This window comes from Bacillus sp. PK6-16, from assembly GCF_056530295.1.
On the sequence record NZ_CP096511.1, the window covers coordinates 359,200 to 375,492 of the forward strand.

Here is a 16,293-nt window from a genome sequence, read left to right on the forward strand (position 1 = left end):
AAATGGTACAATATCCGATAGAATGGAATTTTACATCAAACGAGACTGAACCCGCAGCGGAGTGGAGGTTTATACATATGCCGAAAGTAAGGACAAAAGATTTAATTGAACAATTTCAATTGGAGTTAATCAGTGGTGAAGAAGGCATTCATCGTCCGATTGATACAAGTGATTTATCACGACCTGGAATTGAAATGGCAGGATTTTTTACATATTATCCAGCAGATCGTGTGCAGCTTCTTGGAAAGACGGAGCTTACGTTCTTTGACACGTTAACGTCAGAGCAAAAACAAGAGAGAATGAAAGCGCTTTGTACTGAGGAGACGCCATGTATTATTGTAACTCGTAATCAAGATGTACCAGATGAGTTATTACAAGCATCACGTGAATCAGGTATGCCTTTATTACGTTCTTCTCAAACGACAACTAGATTATCAAGTCGTTTAACAAACTATTTAGAAGGTAAGTTAGCACCAACAACTGCTGTTCATGGTGTGTTAGTAGATATTTACGGCGTTGGTGTTTTAATTACAGGTCAAAGTGGTGTTGGTAAAAGTGAGACAGCTCTTGAGCTTGTAAAGCGTGGTCACCGCCTTGTTGCGGATGATAGTGTAGAAATTCGTCAAGAAGATGAAGACATGTTAGTCGGAAGTTCACCAGATTTAATTGAGCATTTATTAGAAATTCGTGGTCTAGGTATTATTAACGTTATGACGTTATTCGGTGCAGGGGCAGTGCGAAATTATAAGCGTATTACACTTGTTATTAATCTTGAAATTTGGGATCAAAAGAAAAATTACGATCGCTTAGGTCTTGATGAAGAGAAGATGAAGATTATTGATACAGAACTTACGAAGATTACACTTCCAGTTCGTCCTGGTCGAAACTTGGCTGTTATTATTGAAGTAGCAGCGATGAACTTCCGTTTAAAACGTATGGGAGTCAATGCAGCACAGCAGTTCTCTGAACGATTAATGAGTGCAATTGAGTTAGGAAATCAGGAGTAAACTTTGGAGAGGGAGGTCATATACATATGCTGTTAGCTTCTGTACCACAGCTTGACCGTGTAGCTATCCAACTTGGGCCGTTTCCTGTGTATTGGTATGGGATTATTATCGGTACAGGTGTGCTATTAGGTCTTTGGCTGGCAACTCGCGAGGGAGAAAGGCTAGGTATTCCAAAAGATACATTTGTTGACCTTGTATTAATTGCAGTGCCGATCGCTATTCTTTTTGCGAGAATGTACTATGTTATTTTTGAATGGGAATATTACGCACAAAATCCGAGTCAAATTATTAATATTCGTCAAGGTGGTTTGGCGATTCATGGTGGTTTGATCGGGGCTGTTATTACCGGTGTTCTTTTTGCGAAGCGACGCGGGGTTTCTTTCTGGAAGTTGGCAGATATTGCTGCACCAAGTATTTTACTAGGACAAGCAATTGGCCGATGGGGAAACTTTATGAACCAAGAGGCGCATGGTGATGAAGTAACGAGACAGTTTTTAGAAGGTCTTCATTTACCAGATTTCATTATTAATCAAATGTATATTGAGGGTGTGTACTATCATCCGACGTTTTTATATGAATCATTATGGAATTTTGCAGGCGTAATTTTACTACTTGCATTAAGAAAAGTGAATTTACGTCGCGGGGAGTTATTCTTCACATATTTAATTTGGTATTCAGTAGGACGCTTCTTCGTAGAAGGCTTACGTACAGATAGTTTAATGCTAGGACCACTTCGTATCGCACAAGTAATGTCAATTGGACTTGTTGTTATTTCTATTATTTTCATTATTGTGAGACGAAAAATGGGGCAAGCTGATAAAAGATATTTAGAAAATTAGAGACAAGTAGCATCTTATTATAAGATGCTGCTTCTTTCATATTCAGGAAGGCGAAAGGACTAAGGCGATGAGAATAAATACAGTGTTATTTGATTTAGATGGAACTTTAATTAATACAAACGAACTTATTATTTCTTCTTTTTTACATACTTTAAATACATATTATCCAAATCAATATAAGCGTGAAGATGTGTTGCCATTTATCGGTCCATCTTTGCATGATACTTTCAGTAAGATTGATGAAAATAAGGTTGAAGAGATGATTACAAGCTATCGCAAATTTAACCATGATCATCATGATGAATTAGTAGAAGAATATGAAACTGTATATGAAACAGTTCGAGAGTTGAAGAGGCAAGGTTATAAAGTGGGTATTGTTACAACGAAAGCGAGACAAACCGTTGAGATGGGATTACAGTTGTCAAAGCTTGATGAATTTTTTGATGTTGTCGTGACAATTGATGATGTAGAGAATGTGAAACCACATCCAGAGCCACTTCAAAAAGCGCTTGAATTATTAGATGCAAAACCAGAAGAAGCATTGATGGTTGGTGATAATCATCATGATATTGTCGGTGGTCAAAATGCGGGGACGAAAACAGCTGCGGTTTCATGGACGTTGAAAGGTAGAGCTTATTTAGAAGCTTACAAGCCAGACTTTATGCTAGATAAAATGAGTGATTTGCTACCGATTTTGTCTAATATGAACCGTTCATAAAGGTCCAAGTAAGTTAGTAGAGGAGCGAGCTAAGTGCGACGGACAACGCGCTATCCTGTTTCAGGAGAAAATTCATTATGGAATGTGTATAAAACAGTGTCTTTTTGGAAGGTAATGACAAACTTTATTATTATCCAAATTGCACGTTACACGCCATTTTTATCTGTGAAGAATTGGTTGTACCGCACTTTTTTACGGATGAAAGTAGGAAAGAAAGCATCATTTGCGCTTATGGTAATGCCGGATATTATGTTCCCCGAAAAGATAACTGTGGGAGAGAATTCGATTATTGGCTATAACACAACGCTTTTAGCACATGAATATTTAATTCGTGAATATCGACTTGGGGAAATCGTTATTGGAAATGAAGTGATGATTGGAGCGAATGTAACAATATTACCAGGTGTGAAAATTGGAGACGGTGCGACTGTCTCAGCTGGCACACTTGTTCATAGAGATGTACCGAGTGGTGCTTTCGTAGGTGGAAATCCAATGCGTATTATTTATACGAAAGAGCAAATGACCGCCAGAGAAGGTTCATGGTGAAAATGTAACATTTCTCCTCTTTTTTTATGAATAAAAAGGAAATAATTGAGTATAATATACTGTTTTGTTTTTTACGGAATCGTTTATACTTATAGATAGAAGAATGTGTGAACGAAGAAAACAAAAAACTGGAGGATATATGGGGAAAAATCAAAGGATATATAAGGAGAACGGACAAGTTATCTCTTTTAATCAATTAGCGGACTTCTTTTATAAAAAAGGGATGAGAGCTTACAAAGGACAAAAATTGCAAGATGCAATTAAATATTTTCGAAGAGCGGCACAAAGTGAGAAGGAGCCGTTTATTTTATGTCAATTAGCATCAGTATTATCTGAGGCTGGTGAATATCAAGAATCGAATCAAATCTTCTTAAAGTTAGTTAGATCTAATCCAGAACTTGAACAGTGCTATTATTTTATTGCAAATAATTATGCATATATGGGGTTATTTCAACAGGCGAAGAAATATGCAGATCGTTATTTAGAAGTTGCAAAAGAGAAGGAATTCGTAGAAGATACATTAGAACTTCTAGAGATTATGGAAGAAGAAGCAATGGGTGCGGAAGAGATTGAAGATGAAGATGATTTAATTGTTATGCAGGAAGAAGCGAATCGCTATATTCGTAATGGACAATTGGAAGAAGCAATTGCTACATTAGAAATTGTTACGAAAGATTATCCGGAATTTTGGTCAGGTCATAATAATTTAGCCATTGCACATTTTCAATCTGGTAATGTAGACAAAGCACTGAAGTTAACAGAAATGATTTTAGAGAAAAATCCTGGTAATATACATGCGCTTTGTAATACGCTTATTTTTCTATATTCAATTGGAGAGCATAAACAAGTAGAAGCGTTAGCGGGACAGCTAGTTTCGGTATATCCGATTTCATTTGAACATCGTTTGAAACTGGGAACTACACTTGCAACAATTGGTTATTTCGAGCATGCATATAAATGGTTCAAATTATTAAAGCGTCAAGGATATGAGGGAGACGTTAGTTTTTATTATTGGTTTGCATATTCTGCTTATATGGTGAAAGATCAGCAACTAGCTGAAAAAATGTGGCAATATGTCGTGGAATTGCATCCTGATAAAAAGGGAAAAGAACCGTGGAATGCGCTGAATTTAGCAGATGAAGGACAAAACGTGTTATTTGAAGAATTACGAAAATCATTTCAGCAAAGTGCGACGCTAGAAGAACAAATGCTAGCTTTATATTTAATGAATGAATTGTCAACGCCGGAGAAGGTGGGATTCTTCTTTGATATAACACAAGCGAAGAACGGTGTTCCCATCGTATCACAACTTGCAAAGTACTTCTTTTTACTTAATAGTCATAAGAGTATTCCAGCTGATTTACAGCAATTTGAGCAGTGCGCGAGAATCGCGGATGCATTATACAATTATACGAAAAAAGATGATGAATTAATTGAAGAGTGTTTACACTTTTGGTTTTGTACGTTCATACGTTTATATACATCTGGAGACATATTTACAAATGTGTACGGCTGGTCAGCTGCGATTGAATACATTGTACGCGGCGAACAAGGAAATAAAATGACACAGTCGGAGCTTGGAGATGTATATAATGTATCTGTAGCGACTGTCCGAAAGTATGTGCAAGCTGTTAAGCGTACGCACACATAAGATAAGCAAATCATTGGGAAAAAAATGATGCTAACAGTATAATGAGGGTAACTTAATTGTGTAGGAATGGATAGGAGTGAATAGTGTGTCAGAAGAAAAAATTTATGATGTCGTTATTATTGGTGCAGGACCAGCTGGTATGACAGCTGCAGTATATACATCTCGTGCAAATTTAAGCACATTAATGCTTGAGCGTGGTATTCCAGGTGGCCAAATGGCAAACACGGAAGATGTAGAAAACTACCCAGGTTATGAGTCTATTTTAGGACCAGATTTATCAAATAAAATGTTCGAGCATGCGAAGAAATTTGGTGCTGAATATGCATACGGTGATGTGAAAGAAGTCATCGATGGTAAGGAATACAAAACAATTATTGCTGGTAAAAAAGAATATAAAGCACGTGCAATTATCGTTGCAAGCGGTGCAGAGTATAAAAAAATTGGTGTACCGGGTGAAACAGAACTTGGCGGCCGCGGTGTATCATATTGTGCAGTATGTGACGGAGCATTCTTTAAAGGAAAAGAACTTATCGTAATTGGCGGTGGAGATTCTGCTGTTGAAGAGGGTGTGTTCTTAACGCGCTTCGCATCAAAAGTAACGATCGTTCACCGTCGTGACACGCTTCGTGCACAGAAAATTTTACAAGACCGTGCTTTCCAAAACGAAAAAGTAGATTTCATTTGGAACCACACGATAAAAGAAATCAACGAAGCAAGTGGTAAAGTAGGAAGTGTAACACTTGTGGACGTAAATAGTGGAGAAGAGAAAGAAGTCAAAACTGACGGCGTATTCGTATACATCGGTATGTTACCTTTATCAAAACCATTTGTTGAACTAGGTATTACAAATGAAAATGGTTACCTTGAAACGAACGAGCGTATGGAAACGAAAATTCCTGGTATTTTCGCAGCTGGTGATGTTCGTGAAAAAATGCTTCGTCAAATTGTAACTGCAACAGGTGACGGTAGTATTGCAGCGCAAAGTGCACAACATTACGTAGAAGAATTATTAGAGGAATTAAAAACTGTATCAGAAAAATAAGGGATAATATACCTTGTGAGAAGAAAGCTACCGACAGGAGCTTTCTTCTTTTTTTGTGTGAAAATGTCAAAGTTTTGTCAAAAAATATAAGGATTATAAGCTTTCTTATTGATATACTGGACTTTACGGAAAAAATCACTATAAGAAATGAGGAATTTATTCAGTATGGAATGGCGTAATATATATCGTGGATTTTGTATGGGCGTTAGTGATTTAATTCCTGGTGTGAGCGGCGGTACAATCGCTGTTGTGTTAGGGATTTATGAACAATTGCTTGCGGCAATTAGTGGATTCTTTAGTCGTGAATGGAAAAAACATTTAGGATTTTTAATTCCACTTGCAGCTGGTGTGGCAGCGGCATTTTTAACGTTAAGTCACGTTATTAAATATTTACTTGCAAATCATTATGAACCGACTCAATTTTTCTTTCTCGGTTTAATTATTAGTATATTACCGATGTTAATGAGAGAAGCTGATGCAAAGTCGTCGTTTAAAGGTAAACACATTGTTTTATTAATAGTTGCAGCAATTCTTGTTGCGATTACAGCTTTCTTTAAACCAGATAAGGCAGCAGATCCAATTACGACGTTAACAATTTTAAATGCAATTGGTTTATTTTTCGCAGGATGGATGGCTAGTATGGCCATGCTGCTTCCTGGAATTAGTGGATCGTTTATTTTATTAATTATTGGTGTGTATCCAACAGCAATTAACGCTTTAACTACACTTAACTTACCTTTAATCGTGGTTATCGGTGCTGGTGTTATGGTTGGATTTGTTGTAAGTAGTAAAGGCATTAGTTTTTTATTAGATCGTTATAAAAGTATGACATTTGCGGCAATTATTGGACTTGTAATCGGTTCGATTGTAATTGTATTCCCTGGGATTCCGACTGGCGGATTTTCAATTATAAGTTCAATTATTACCTTTGTTTTAGGATTTGCGATTGTTACTTATTTCGGTAAGAAATAAGTACTTTAATCCCCTTGGCGATAAAAAGCGTTAAGGGGATTTTTCATGCTATTCATTAAAAGTCTAAGCATTTACATTGCTTGTTATAGAAAGCTTTTTTAAAATTGCTGAGTAGCATATGCTTAGCGAAAGAGGACTGGCTCCTTCGTTGTAGCAAACTGTTTTTGATAGTATAATGAAAGAAGTATGCAGTGAGGAATTTTACTGCAAGTAGCTGAGGTGAAGAAACATGCAAAGAGTGACAAACTGTGTGTTAATTAGAGATAATGAAGTACTCTTACTCCAAAAACCTCGTCGAAATTGGTGGGTTGCACCAGGCGGGAAAATGGAGCGTGGTGAGACTGTAAGAGATTCCGTTGTTCGCGAGTATCGTGAAGAAACAGGTATTTATTTGAAAAACCCAGCGTTAAAGGGGGTCTTCACCTTTGTCATCCAAGAAGGTGATAAAGTTGTTTCTGAATGGATGATGTTCTCCTTTTTAGCGACAGATTTTGCAGGAGAAAACAAACTAGAGAGCGAAGAAGGCATCATTGGTTGGCATACATTTGATAAAATTGATGATTTAGCAATGGCGCCAGGAGATTATCACATTATTGATTATTTAATTAAAGGAAATGGCATAATCTACGGTACATTTGTATATACCCCAGATTTTGAGTTGCTTTCATATCGATTAGATCCGAGTTAAACCGTCAAGGAGAGGATACAATGACAGAGAATAATGATATAAAAATGGTAATTATTACAGGGATGTCTGGAGCTGGAAAAACAGTAGCTTTACAAAGTTTTGAAGATTTAGGATATTTTTGTGTGGATAATTTACCACCGATGTTATTGCCAAAGTTTATTGAGCTTATGGCGGATTCAAAAGGGAAAATGAATAAAGTGGCACTTGGTATTGATTTACGTGGCCGCGAGTTTTTTGAACATTTATGGGGAGCACTTGATGATTTATCAGAACGTACATGGATTATTCCTCATATTTTATTTTTAGATGCGAAAGATAGTACGCTTGTAACTCGTTATAAAGAAACGAGACGTTCGCATCCACTTGCACCAACTGGTTTGCCGTTAAAGGGAATCGAAGCAGAGCGTAATTTATTAACAGATATGAAGGCACGAGCGAATATTGTGCTTGATACATCGGATTTAAAACCGAAAGAATTACGTGAAAAAATTGTTCACTTGTTCTCAACAGAAACTGAGCAAGCATTTCGTGTAAATGTTATGTCATTTGGATTTAAGTACGGTATTCCAATTGATGCAGATTTAGTATTTGATGTTCGTTTTTTACCAAATCCATATTACATTCCACATATGAAGCCATTAACAGGACTAGATGAAGAAGTTTCTTCGTATGTACTGAAATTTAATGAGACACATAAGTTTTTAGAGAAGTTGACGGATCTGATTACTTTCATGCTGCCTCATTATAAAAGAGAAGGCAAAAGTCAACTTGTAATTGCAATTGGATGTACAGGTGGACAGCATCGTTCTGTTACGCTTACAGAATACCTTGGGAAACATTTGAAACCAGAGTATAGTGTTCATGTATCTCATCGTGATGTGGAGAAGAGAAAGGGCCATTAAGGGATGAAAAAAGAGAGAAAGCCTAAAATTGTCATCATGGGAGGCGGAACTGGACTCTCTGTTTTATTAAGAGGATTAAAGCAATATCCTGTTGATATTACAGCAGTTGTTACAATTGCTGATGATGGTGGCAGTTCGGGTAGATTACGTGATGAGCTAGAAATTCCACCTCCAGGTGACATCCGTAACGTACTTGTTGCGTTATCGGATGTAGAGCCACTGGTGGAAGCTTTATTTCAGCACCGTTTCACAACAGGAGACGGACTGAAAGGTCATGCGTTAGGAAATCTATTGTTGGCAGGTATGACCTCGATTACAGGAGACTTTTTCCATGCAATTACAGAAACAAGTAAAGTATTAAATGTTAGAGGACGTGTATTACCAGCAGCGAATCAAAGTGCGGTACTTCATGCGGAACTTGAAGATGGGGAAATTGTAACAGGTGAATCAAAGATTCCTTATTACGGAAAGAAGATTAATCGTGTCTTTTTAACTCCAGAAGATGTAGAGCCATTGCATGAAACGTTGGCTGAGATTAAACGAGCTGATTTACTTGTTTTCGGTCCTGGAAGTTTGTATACGAGTATATTGCCCAATTTAGTTGTTAACAAAATTGGAGACGCTGTTCTTGCTGCAAAGGCGAAGAAGGTATATGTATGTAACGTTATGACACAAGCGGGTGAAACGATGGGATATACTGCTTTTGATCATGTGCAGGCGTTACACGATCATTTAGGGCAACCATTTATCAATACTGCAATTGTAAATAACCGTGAGATTCCTTGTGAATTACGCAAGTCATATGAGGAAGAAATGTCTACACCAGTTGTAGTGGATGAAGAACGTTTTGTTGAAAATAATATTGATGTTATTCAAGAGGGATTAGCGAAGTATGATGATCATGTTGTAAGGCATGATACGTTAAAGTTAGCGTCCATTTTATATTCATTGTTATAAATATGCGTTGCCTCGTTTGAGGTAGCGCTCCTCATTCATATAGGACAAGAATTTTGTTCCATAATAATCGTATAAGGAGGTGTTGACTGTGTCATTTGCATCAGAAACAAAGAAAGAGTTGACGAATCTTGAGATGAAGGAATGCTGTGAGAAAGCAGAATTATCAGCGTTACTTCGAATGAACGGGTCGCTTTCTTTTTCAAACCGTCGTCTATCTATCGATATTCAAACGGAAAATGCGGCAATTGCAAGAAGGATTTATACGCTTTTGAAAAAAGGATATGACGTGACGGTAGAATTGCTTGTCCGTAAAAAAATGCGCTTGAAGAAAAATAATGTATATATTGTGCGGCTTGTTGAGAAGTCTCGCGAAATATTAGCTGATCTTCATATCGTTCGAGATGACTTTTCATTTATTCGAAATATATCACAAGAATTGATTGAGAAGAAATGTTGTAAACGATCGTACTTACGTGGCGCATTTTTAGCAGGTGGTTCGGTAAATAACCCAGAGACATCATCTTATCATTTAGAAATCTTTTCGTTATATAAGGAACATAATGATGCTATATGTGAACTGATGAACGGATTTGATTTAAATAGTAAGACGTTGGAAAGAAGAAAAGGGTACATTACGTATTTGAAAGAAGCAGAAAAAATTACAGAGTTTTTAAATATTATAGGTGCTCATAATGCACTTTTAAGATTTGAAGATATTCGAATCGTACGTGATATGCGTAATTCTGTAAATCGTTTAGTGAACTGCGAAACAGCTAATTTAAATAAAACAATTGGTGCAGCACTAAGACAGATTGAAAATATTCGTTATATTGATGAGACAGTTGGTCTTGATATTTTGCCGGATAAATTACAAGAGATTGCACAATTACGAAGAGATTATCAAGATGTAACATTGAAAGAGTTAGGTGAGATGGTATCCGGGGGGAAGATTAGTAAGTCGGGTATTAATCATCGTTTGCGTAAAATCGATGAAATCGCAGAGAAATTACGCGCGGGGGAAACGTTAGTAAAAAAATAAGAGGTTAAAGGGGAAATGGAGCTGTGGTTCAAAAACGAGTTCAGGTTTCATTAAAAAACGGTTTACAAGCACGTCCGGCTGCGTTGTTTGTACAAGAGGCAAATCGCTTTCATGCAGATATCTTCATCGAGAAAGATGGAAAGACAGTAAATGCAAAGAGCATAATGGGGATTATGAGCTTAGCAATTGGAACTGGAAGCATGATAACAATTACAACAGAAGGTTCAGATGCAGAAGAGGCTTTAGAAGCATTAGCTGCATATGTACAATAAGAAGCTATCGCGTATATGCGATAGCTTTTTGTTTTTGCGGTTTACTTAAAGGGAGTTTTCGGGATAGGGGGTATGTAGGTGGTTTGTCCTTGTCGTAGATTGTCGGTAAATCGATATGTTGTGTCGAACCGTTGATATATTTAGGTGAATACCAGGGTGGGTATCCAGACGGAGGTGCATGATAATAAAAAAGCGCCCTGTAATAGGGCGCTTTTTTTATGTATCTAGCTCCAGCGGCTAGAATCTCCGGTCGCTTCGCCCCTTCATTCGAGGCAAAAAGCGCCTCGGAATCAGGTGCTCCATCGCCCTGCGATTCTAAACGAGCCGCTTTCGCTTTTTTTATGTATCTAGCTCCAGCGGCTAGAATCTCCGGTCGCTTCGCCCCTTCATTCGAGGCAAAAAGCGCCTCGGAATCAGGTGCTCCATCGCCCTGCGATTCTAAACGAGCCGCTTTCGCTTTTTTTATGTATCTAGCTCCAGCGGCTAGAATCTCCGGTCGCTTCGCCCCTTCATTCGAGGCAAAAAGCGCCTCGGAATCAGGTGCTCCATCGCCCTGCGATTCTAAACGAGCCGCTTTCGCTTTTTTTATGTATCTAGCTCCAGCGGCTAGAATCTCCGGTCGCTTCGCCCCTTCATTCGAGGCAAAAAGCGCCTCGGAATCAGGTGCTCCATCGCCCTGCGATTCTAAACGAGCCGCTTTCGCTTTTAGTTGTATCCAGCTCCAGCGGCTAGAATCTCCGGTCGCTTCGCCCCTTCATTCGAGGCAAAAAGCGCCTCGGAATCAGGTGCTCCATCGCCCTGCGATTCTAAACGAGCCGCTTTCGCTTTTAGTTGTATCCAGCTCCAGCGGCTAGAATCTCCGGTCGCTTCGCCCCTTCATTCGAGGCAAAAAGCGCCTCGGAATCAGGGACTCCATCGCCCTGCGATTCTGAACGAGCCGCTTTCGCTTTTAGTTATTAACGATTTGTAAAGATCTTATCGATTAAACCGTATTCTAAAGCTTTTTCTGCTGTCATGAAGTTGTCGCGGTCTGTGTCGCGTTGTAGTACTTCAAGTGGTTGACCAGTGCGGTCAGCAAGAATTTGGTTTAGTTTTTCACGTAAGAATAGGATACGTTTTGCAGCGATTTCGATTTCAGTCGCTTGACCTTGTGCTCCACCAAGTGGTTGGTGAATCATTACTTCACTGTTTGGAAGTGCGTAACGTTTTCCTTTTTCACCTGCTGCAAGTAAGAATGCACCCATAGATGCAGCCATACCGATACAGATTGTTGATACTTGTGGTTTAATAAACTGCATTGTATCATAGATTGCCATACCCGCTGTGATAGAACCACCAGGGCTGTTGATGTAGATGTGAATATCTTTTTCTGGATCTTGAGATTCCAAGAATAAAAGCTGGGAAACGATTGAGTTAGCTACGTTGTCATCAATTGCACTACCAAGCATAATGATGCGGTCTTTTAATAGTCGAGAGTAAATATCGTAAGCGCGTTCTCCACGATTTGTTTGTTCAATTACTGTAGGAATTAAATTCATCTGTTATTTCCTCCTTATAAAGCTTTCTTAGTCTTATAATACAATTATGGTCAATAAAGGTCAAACGAAACCACTTTAAATCAAAAAAATATGTAGTTGTACCATGAAATATTCGCTATGTTTTCGAAATTCCCTGCTTATGTATCTTCAACATCATAACCGAATTACATAAATTTAAACGTTATGAAAACTGGAGAAAAAAGAAAAGAACGCCTTTTAACTGAAGCGTTCTTTCGATAATTAGTCTTTTAAAAGATAGGTTACTTTATTTAAAATCTTTTCGATTTGTTTCGCGTTTTTACTATACATTTCGCTTGCTGATTTCGACTTTGTTTCTAAGGAAAATAGTTCGAGATCAGCATGACATTTTTTTAAAGATGCTAATAATAAAGGTTTGTTTTGAGGAGAAGGCATCTGGAGTTTGTCATTGTAAATGTCGATAGTAAGTTGTCCGTATGAATCCACTTGACCGAGGAAGACATTTTCAATAACAACACCGAGTTTTTCTAATTCTGAATGTAGCCAAGCGCGGTTATGTCCGCTTGCTGAAAGAGGTTCATCTAGTACATTTCCATCCATAATAACAGTTTGTGGTTCTTTCTCGTTTGGTACTTTTAAACCGATGTCTTTTGCTGTAAGTGGCTGGGAATCTTTCTTTAATAATACATTTAATTCTCCGCTTGGTTCTAAGACAGCAAATTCGACTTCAGCTACGCTGAACGCACTTTTTCCACGGAGAAGTTCCAGTAATTCGTCACTCGTATATTTTTCTTTCTTCAAGTTATCTTCGAGTATCTTTCCGTCTTTTATTAATACGGTAGATTTCCCTTCAAAGAAGTCCCGAGCTGTTTTGTTCTTTAAAGAGAGGATTCCTGTTAAAAAAGGTACCACAGCGAAAATGAGTATCGCAAAGACGCCGTGAAAAAATTTTGAATCGAGCCCTGTAGATACTTGGGCAGCGATGTCACCAATCGTCATTCCGGCTATGTATTCAAAAAAGGAAAGCTGAGAGATTTGTCTTTTCCCTAACCATTTCGTAATAGCGAATAAAATAATTAATATGAATACAGAGCGAAGAATGACAAGTGTCCATTCCGGCAGGTGAGACATAGTCGTTTCCTCCAGTCTACTTAAAACCCTTTATATTGAGGTTCTTCACGTTCTAATACTGAAATTCTATCCTTTAAATCAGCGATGACGCTGTCCATTTCTAACATACATTCATGAAATACGCGTTTTGATTCTTCGTCTTGTGAATTTAATGAAAGGGAGCTTAAACTTGCTTGGGCGCCCCTTACACTAGCAAGGCAAGTTTTTACGCTAGCGATAACAGTCATATAAATACCTCTTATCCTTTCGGTTTGAATAGTAATGCTCCAATGAAGCCGAAAATAATAGCTGCTGATACACCGGCGCTCGTTACTTTAAACATGCCGGTAATAACGCCAACGATGCCATGTTTTGCAGCTTCTTCCATTGCGCCATGAACGAGGGCATTACCAAAGCTTGTAATAGGTACAGTTGCCCCGGCTCCAGCGAAATCAATTAATGGCTCATACAAATTAAATCCATCTAATATAGCTCCAGCAACAACGAGTGTTGCCATTGTATGAGCGGGTGTTAGTTTGCCGACATCAAACATAAGTTGGCCGATTACACATATGAGTCCGCCAATGACGAAAGCCCAGAAAAAAATCATTGCGTTGCACCTCCAAATTCAATCGAAACGGCATGAGCGATACACGGAATCGTTTCTTCTTGTTGGAATGTAAGTGGAGATAGTAAAGCGCCTGTCGCAACGACAAGTATTTTTTTGAACTCTCCTCTTTTCATTCGGTTTAATAAATGACCGTACACGACTGTTGCGGAACATCCAGGCCCACTAGCACCAGCTATGACAGGTTGTCCTTCTCTATAAATGATAATTCCGCAATCTTGAAATTGTTCGCTCGTTACTTTCGTTCCGTGTTTATGTAGTAAGTCATAAGCAATTTCGCGTCCTACATGTCCGAGATCACCTGTTACGATTAAATCGTAGTAAGAGGCATCAATTTGGCGTTCACGTAAATGGGCTTCAATTGTATCAACTGCAGCTGGAGCCATTGCGCCTCCCATATTAAACGGATCCGTTAATCCCATATCAACAACTCGCCCAATCGTTGCAGATGTTACTCTTGGACCATGGCCAGTATCGCTTAAAATAGCGGCTCCTGCTCCGGTTACTGTCCACTGTGCAGTAGGCGGCTTTTGTCCACCGTATTCGGTAGGGTAGCGGAATTGTTTTTCTACAGCAGTATTATGGCTTGAAGCTCCAGTTAATAAATATTTTGCACCTTTTGCATTTACGATACTTGCTCCAAGTGCTAAACCTTCCATAGAAGTAGAGCAAGCCCCGAATAATCCGAGATAAGGAGTGCCCAGTGTGCGGCAAGCAAAGCTTGTTGGAGTAATTTGATTAATTAAATCTCCTGCGAGTACGAATTGAATATCATCTTTACGAAGCTCTGCTTTTTCAGTAGCGCGACTACAAGCTTCTTCGAATAAAATTTTATGTGCTTTTTCATAGGAATCTTGTCCGAGCCATAAATCTTCATGAAGGATATCGAAGTCTTCTGGGATGTTCCCCTTTGCTTCAAATGGTCCACCGACAACCCCTGTTGAGATAATGACTGGTTTGTTTTCAAATACCCACGTTCGGTGTCCTTGTAACATTTATAGCCCTCCCCATTGAACGAGAATAGTTTTAATAAGTGCGATGACGAAAGCGGAAAATACACCAAATAAAATAACAGAACCAGCTAGTTTAAACATATTGCCGCCAACGCCAAGGACAAATCCCTCCGTTCGATGCTCAATACATGCGGCAATAACAGAGTTACCAAATCCAGTAACAGGTACAGCTGTACCTGCTCCGGCAAACTGTCCAAAACGATCATATATACCAAATCCAGTTAGTAACATGGAGATGAAAATGAGAGTTGCGACTGTTGGATTGCCTGCTGAGCGTTCAGTGAAATCAAAATATGTGATGTAAAAAGTAGAAATGAGTTGTCCGATGAAGCAAATAAAACCACCGACGAAAAAGGCTTTTATACAATTTTTTAAGACAGGTCGTTTCGGTTCGCGTTCTTGTTCGAATTTTTTATACTCCTGTTGTACAGGGGTTAAGTTTTTATCTTTACTAGCCATTGCAATCCTTCCTTTTCTTTTAAAAAGCGTTAAGTGTTAGACTCCATTTTTTTACCAATGAATTTTAATTGTTTATTAATTTCATCTTTAGATACTTCTTTTTCCTTAATTTTTCTTTCGAGTTTTTCGAGTAACATAAAGATTTTTTTATCTGTACTGACACGAACATCGAAAGTAGGGTGCTCATCACTTAGTTGCTTTTGAAGCTTTTTACGCAGCGGCTTTAATCCAAACCTTTCGTGATGCTCAGGTGTAACTGCTATGTAGAGATCTAAATTTGAATTTACTGCTGTGCTTTTTATAATTTCATCCATAGCGAGAGCTCTTTTTTTCGCTCCTTGTGATATAGATTGATTAAAGGATTCCGTACTCGTCTTTGTTAACTTTGGACCTTTTTCTTTCTCCGTTCGTTTTGCTTCTTCTTTCACTTTTTTATCTAAAGGACTATTATCACATCCGGTAAAAGAGCTAAATAGAAGTGCAAATAATGCGGTTATGAGGCCGAGTTTTCGCATAATTATCATTCCATTTCTATTGCAATATGTAATGTGATAGAAAAAGGATGACTGCATATCATCCTTTTTCTATTTCACAGCAAATCTGATTCGTTATTGCTGTGAGTATTGTGGTTCTTCTTGTTGGACTTCTTCAACGCGTGGGTTTAAAGAATCGATAATCGTTTGTGTTTGCTGCGCAGCTGTTTGGAAAAGTTGCTTAGCTTGTTGGTTATCCGTATCAAGAGCGAATCCCTCTAAGCTAGCTTGTGCACTTTTTAATCCAGAAACAGTTTGCTTTAATTTTGTAATTACAGTCATTGAATGAAGCCCCCTTTGGAATATCAATTCAAAGATTATAATTTGTGAGTTGGGGTGAATTTATGATTGGAAAATTTAGGGGTGGAATAGATTTTATATGCTTTTAGCTAAGGTGTAT

General features: G+C 38.3%; 20 protein-coding genes. 12 read left to right on the plus strand and 8 right to left on the minus strand.

The window, feature by feature from the left end:
* Window positions 1-77: 77 nt before the first annotated feature.
* The 12 genes from hprK to M1D66_RS01745 all read left to right on the plus strand — a co-directional run bounded on the left by hprK (window position 78) and on the right by M1D66_RS01745 (window position 10,633).
* Entirely contained in the window at window positions 78-1,007 is a 930-nt protein-coding gene (gene hprK / locus M1D66_RS01690; protein WP_001127250.1) for an HPr(Ser) kinase/phosphatase, read from the plus strand.
* A gap of 26 nt (window positions 1,008-1,033) precedes the next feature.
* Window positions 1,034-1,846, plus strand: coding sequence for a prolipoprotein diacylglyceryl transferase (gene lgt, locus M1D66_RS01695; protein WP_000922850.1), 813 nt, complete (start codon window positions 1,034-1,036; stop codon window positions 1,844-1,846).
* A 67-nt stretch (window positions 1,847-1,913) separates the two neighbouring features.
* Window positions 1,914-2,564, plus strand: a complete 651-nt coding sequence (gene ppaX / locus M1D66_RS01700) for a pyrophosphatase PpaX (protein WP_012593369.1) — start codon at window positions 1,914-1,916, stop codon at window positions 2,562-2,564.
* A gap of 33 nt (window positions 2,565-2,597) precedes the next feature.
* Window positions 2,598-3,110 (plus strand): acyltransferase, encoded by a 513-nt coding sequence (locus M1D66_RS01705; RefSeq protein WP_001255083.1) that lies wholly within the window; start codon window positions 2,598-2,600, stop codon window positions 3,108-3,110.
* Window positions 3,111-3,249: 139 nt separating this feature from the next.
* Window positions 3,250-4,761 (plus strand): tetratricopeptide repeat protein, encoded by a 1,512-nt coding sequence (locus M1D66_RS01710; protein ID WP_000517720.1) that lies wholly within the window; start codon window positions 3,250-3,252, stop codon window positions 4,759-4,761.
* A gap of 85 nt (window positions 4,762-4,846) precedes the next feature.
* Complete coding sequence (gene trxB / locus M1D66_RS01715) at window positions 4,847-5,803, plus strand: thioredoxin-disulfide reductase (RefSeq protein ID WP_001288078.1); 957 nt, start codon at window positions 4,847-4,849, stop codon at window positions 5,801-5,803.
* A gap of 165 nt (window positions 5,804-5,968) precedes the next feature.
* On the plus strand, window positions 5,969-6,775 hold the full coding sequence (locus tag M1D66_RS01720; protein WP_000455197.1) for a DUF368 domain-containing protein: 807 nt from the start codon (window positions 5,969-5,971) through the stop codon (window positions 6,773-6,775).
* A gap of 229 nt (window positions 6,776-7,004) precedes the next feature.
* Window positions 7,005-7,463 carry an NUDIX hydrolase gene (locus tag M1D66_RS01725; protein WP_001190080.1) on the plus strand — a complete coding sequence of 153 codons (459 nt, stop codon included), beginning with the start codon at window positions 7,005-7,007 and terminating at the stop codon, window positions 7,461-7,463.
* 20 nt (window positions 7,464-7,483) lie between these two features.
* Window positions 7,484-8,365 (plus strand): RNase adapter RapZ, encoded by an 882-nt coding sequence (rapZ, locus tag M1D66_RS01730; protein ID WP_000138459.1) that lies wholly within the window; start codon window positions 7,484-7,486, stop codon window positions 8,363-8,365.
* 3 nt (window positions 8,366-8,368) lie between these two features.
* Window positions 8,369-9,322 carry a gluconeogenesis factor YvcK family protein gene (locus M1D66_RS01735; RefSeq protein WP_000712188.1) on the plus strand — a complete coding sequence of 318 codons (954 nt, stop codon included), beginning with the start codon at window positions 8,369-8,371 and terminating at the stop codon, window positions 9,320-9,322.
* Between the two features lie 88 nt (window positions 9,323-9,410).
* Complete coding sequence (whiA, locus tag M1D66_RS01740) at window positions 9,411-10,361, plus strand: DNA-binding protein WhiA (RefSeq protein WP_000006558.1); 951 nt, start codon at window positions 9,411-9,413, stop codon at window positions 10,359-10,361.
* A gap of 23 nt (window positions 10,362-10,384) precedes the next feature.
* Window positions 10,385-10,633 carry an HPr family phosphocarrier protein gene (locus tag M1D66_RS01745; protein WP_000250307.1) on the plus strand — a complete coding sequence of 83 codons (249 nt, stop codon included), beginning with the start codon at window positions 10,385-10,387 and terminating at the stop codon, window positions 10,631-10,633.
* Window positions 10,634-11,589: 956 nt separating this feature from the next.
* Here the strand turns inward: M1D66_RS01745 and clpP are convergent.
* The 8 genes from clpP to M1D66_RS01785 form a co-directional block, all read right to left on the minus strand.
* Window positions 11,590-12,171: an ATP-dependent Clp endopeptidase proteolytic subunit ClpP gene (clpP, locus tag M1D66_RS01750; RefSeq protein WP_001049162.1), complete on the minus strand. Its 582-nt coding sequence runs from the start codon at window positions 12,169-12,171 to the stop codon at window positions 11,590-11,592.
* A gap of 240 nt (window positions 12,172-12,411) precedes the next feature.
* Window positions 12,412-13,281: a DUF421 domain-containing protein gene (locus M1D66_RS01755; protein ID WP_000018924.1), complete on the minus strand. Its 870-nt coding sequence runs from the start codon at window positions 13,279-13,281 to the stop codon at window positions 12,412-12,414.
* Window positions 13,282-13,301: 20 nt separating this feature from the next.
* The gene (locus tag M1D66_RS01760; protein WP_000215909.1) at window positions 13,302-13,508 is read right to left on the minus strand and encodes a DUF1657 domain-containing protein; all 207 of its coding nucleotides are present in this window, start codon (window positions 13,506-13,508) and stop codon (window positions 13,302-13,304) included.
* An 11-nt stretch (window positions 13,509-13,519) separates the two neighbouring features.
* Window positions 13,520-13,870 carry a stage V sporulation protein AE gene (spoVAE, locus tag M1D66_RS01765; protein ID WP_000575919.1) on the minus strand — a complete coding sequence of 117 codons (351 nt, stop codon included), beginning with the start codon at window positions 13,868-13,870 and terminating at the stop codon, window positions 13,520-13,522.
* Window positions 13,867-14,883 carry a stage V sporulation protein AD gene (gene spoVAD, locus M1D66_RS01770; protein WP_000938972.1) on the minus strand — a complete coding sequence of 339 codons (1,017 nt, stop codon included), beginning with the start codon at window positions 14,881-14,883 and terminating at the stop codon, window positions 13,867-13,869. The genes spoVAE and spoVAD overlap by 4 nt, the downstream gene beginning before the upstream one ends.
* Window positions 14,884-15,360 carry a stage V sporulation protein AC gene (gene spoVAC / locus M1D66_RS01775; protein WP_000146953.1) on the minus strand — a complete coding sequence of 159 codons (477 nt, stop codon included), beginning with the start codon at window positions 15,358-15,360 and terminating at the stop codon, window positions 14,884-14,886.
* 29 nt (window positions 15,361-15,389) lie between these two features.
* Complete coding sequence (locus tag M1D66_RS01780; RefSeq protein ID WP_001228545.1) at window positions 15,390-15,875, minus strand: YhcN/YlaJ family sporulation lipoprotein; 486 nt, start codon at window positions 15,873-15,875, stop codon at window positions 15,390-15,392.
* Window positions 15,876-15,968: 93 nt separating this feature from the next.
* Window positions 15,969-16,175 carry a DUF1657 domain-containing protein gene (locus M1D66_RS01785; protein WP_000216166.1) on the minus strand — a complete coding sequence of 69 codons (207 nt, stop codon included), beginning with the start codon at window positions 16,173-16,175 and terminating at the stop codon, window positions 15,969-15,971.
* Window positions 16,176-16,293: the final 118 nt, after the last annotated feature.

Bases quoted from the DNA above. Each gene is read 5' to 3' on its own strand.
- M1D66_RS01725 (WP_001190080.1), top strand. From the start codon at position 7,005: ATGCAAAGAGTGACAAACTGTGTGTTAATTAGAGATAATGAAGTACTC.
- M1D66_RS01735 (WP_000712188.1), top strand. From the start codon at position 8,369: ATGAAAAAAGAGAGAAAGCCTAAAATTGTCATCATGGGAGGCGGAACT.
- clpP (WP_001049162.1), bottom strand. From the start codon at position 12,171: ATGAATTTAATTCCTACAGTAATTGAACAAACAAATCGTGGAGAACGC.
- spoVAD (WP_000938972.1), bottom strand. From the start codon at position 14,883: ATGTTACAAGGACACCGAACGTGGGTATTTGAAAACAAACCAGTCATT.
- rapZ (WP_000138459.1), top strand. From the start codon at position 7,484: ATGACAGAGAATAATGATATAAAAATGGTAATTATTACAGGGATGTCT.
- M1D66_RS01785 (WP_000216166.1), bottom strand. From the start codon at position 16,175: ATGACTGTAATTACAAAATTAAAGCAAACTGTTTCTGGATTAAAAAGT.
- M1D66_RS01780 (WP_001228545.1), bottom strand. From the start codon at position 15,875: ATGCGAAAACTCGGCCTCATAACCGCATTATTTGCACTTCTATTTAGC.
- hprK (WP_001127250.1), top strand. From the start codon at position 78: ATGCCGAAAGTAAGGACAAAAGATTTAATTGAACAATTTCAATTGGAG.
- ppaX (WP_012593369.1), top strand. From the start codon at position 1,914: ATGAGAATAAATACAGTGTTATTTGATTTAGATGGAACTTTAATTAAT.
- M1D66_RS01755 (WP_000018924.1), bottom strand. From the start codon at position 13,281: ATGTCTCACCTGCCGGAATGGACACTTGTCATTCTTCGCTCTGTATTC.
- lgt (WP_000922850.1), top strand. From the start codon at position 1,034: ATGCTGTTAGCTTCTGTACCACAGCTTGACCGTGTAGCTATCCAACTT.
- M1D66_RS01720 (WP_000455197.1), top strand. From the start codon at position 5,969: ATGGAATGGCGTAATATATATCGTGGATTTTGTATGGGCGTTAGTGAT.
- M1D66_RS01760 (WP_000215909.1), bottom strand. From the start codon at position 13,508: ATGACTGTTATCGCTAGCGTAAAAACTTGCCTTGCTAGTGTAAGGGGC.
- M1D66_RS01710 (WP_000517720.1), top strand. From the start codon at position 3,250: ATGGGGAAAAATCAAAGGATATATAAGGAGAACGGACAAGTTATCTCT.
- spoVAC (WP_000146953.1), bottom strand. From the start codon at position 15,360: ATGGCTAGTAAAGATAAAAACTTAACCCCTGTACAACAGGAGTATAAA.
- spoVAE (WP_000575919.1), bottom strand. From the start codon at position 13,870: ATGATTTTTTTCTGGGCTTTCGTCATTGGCGGACTCATATGTGTAATC.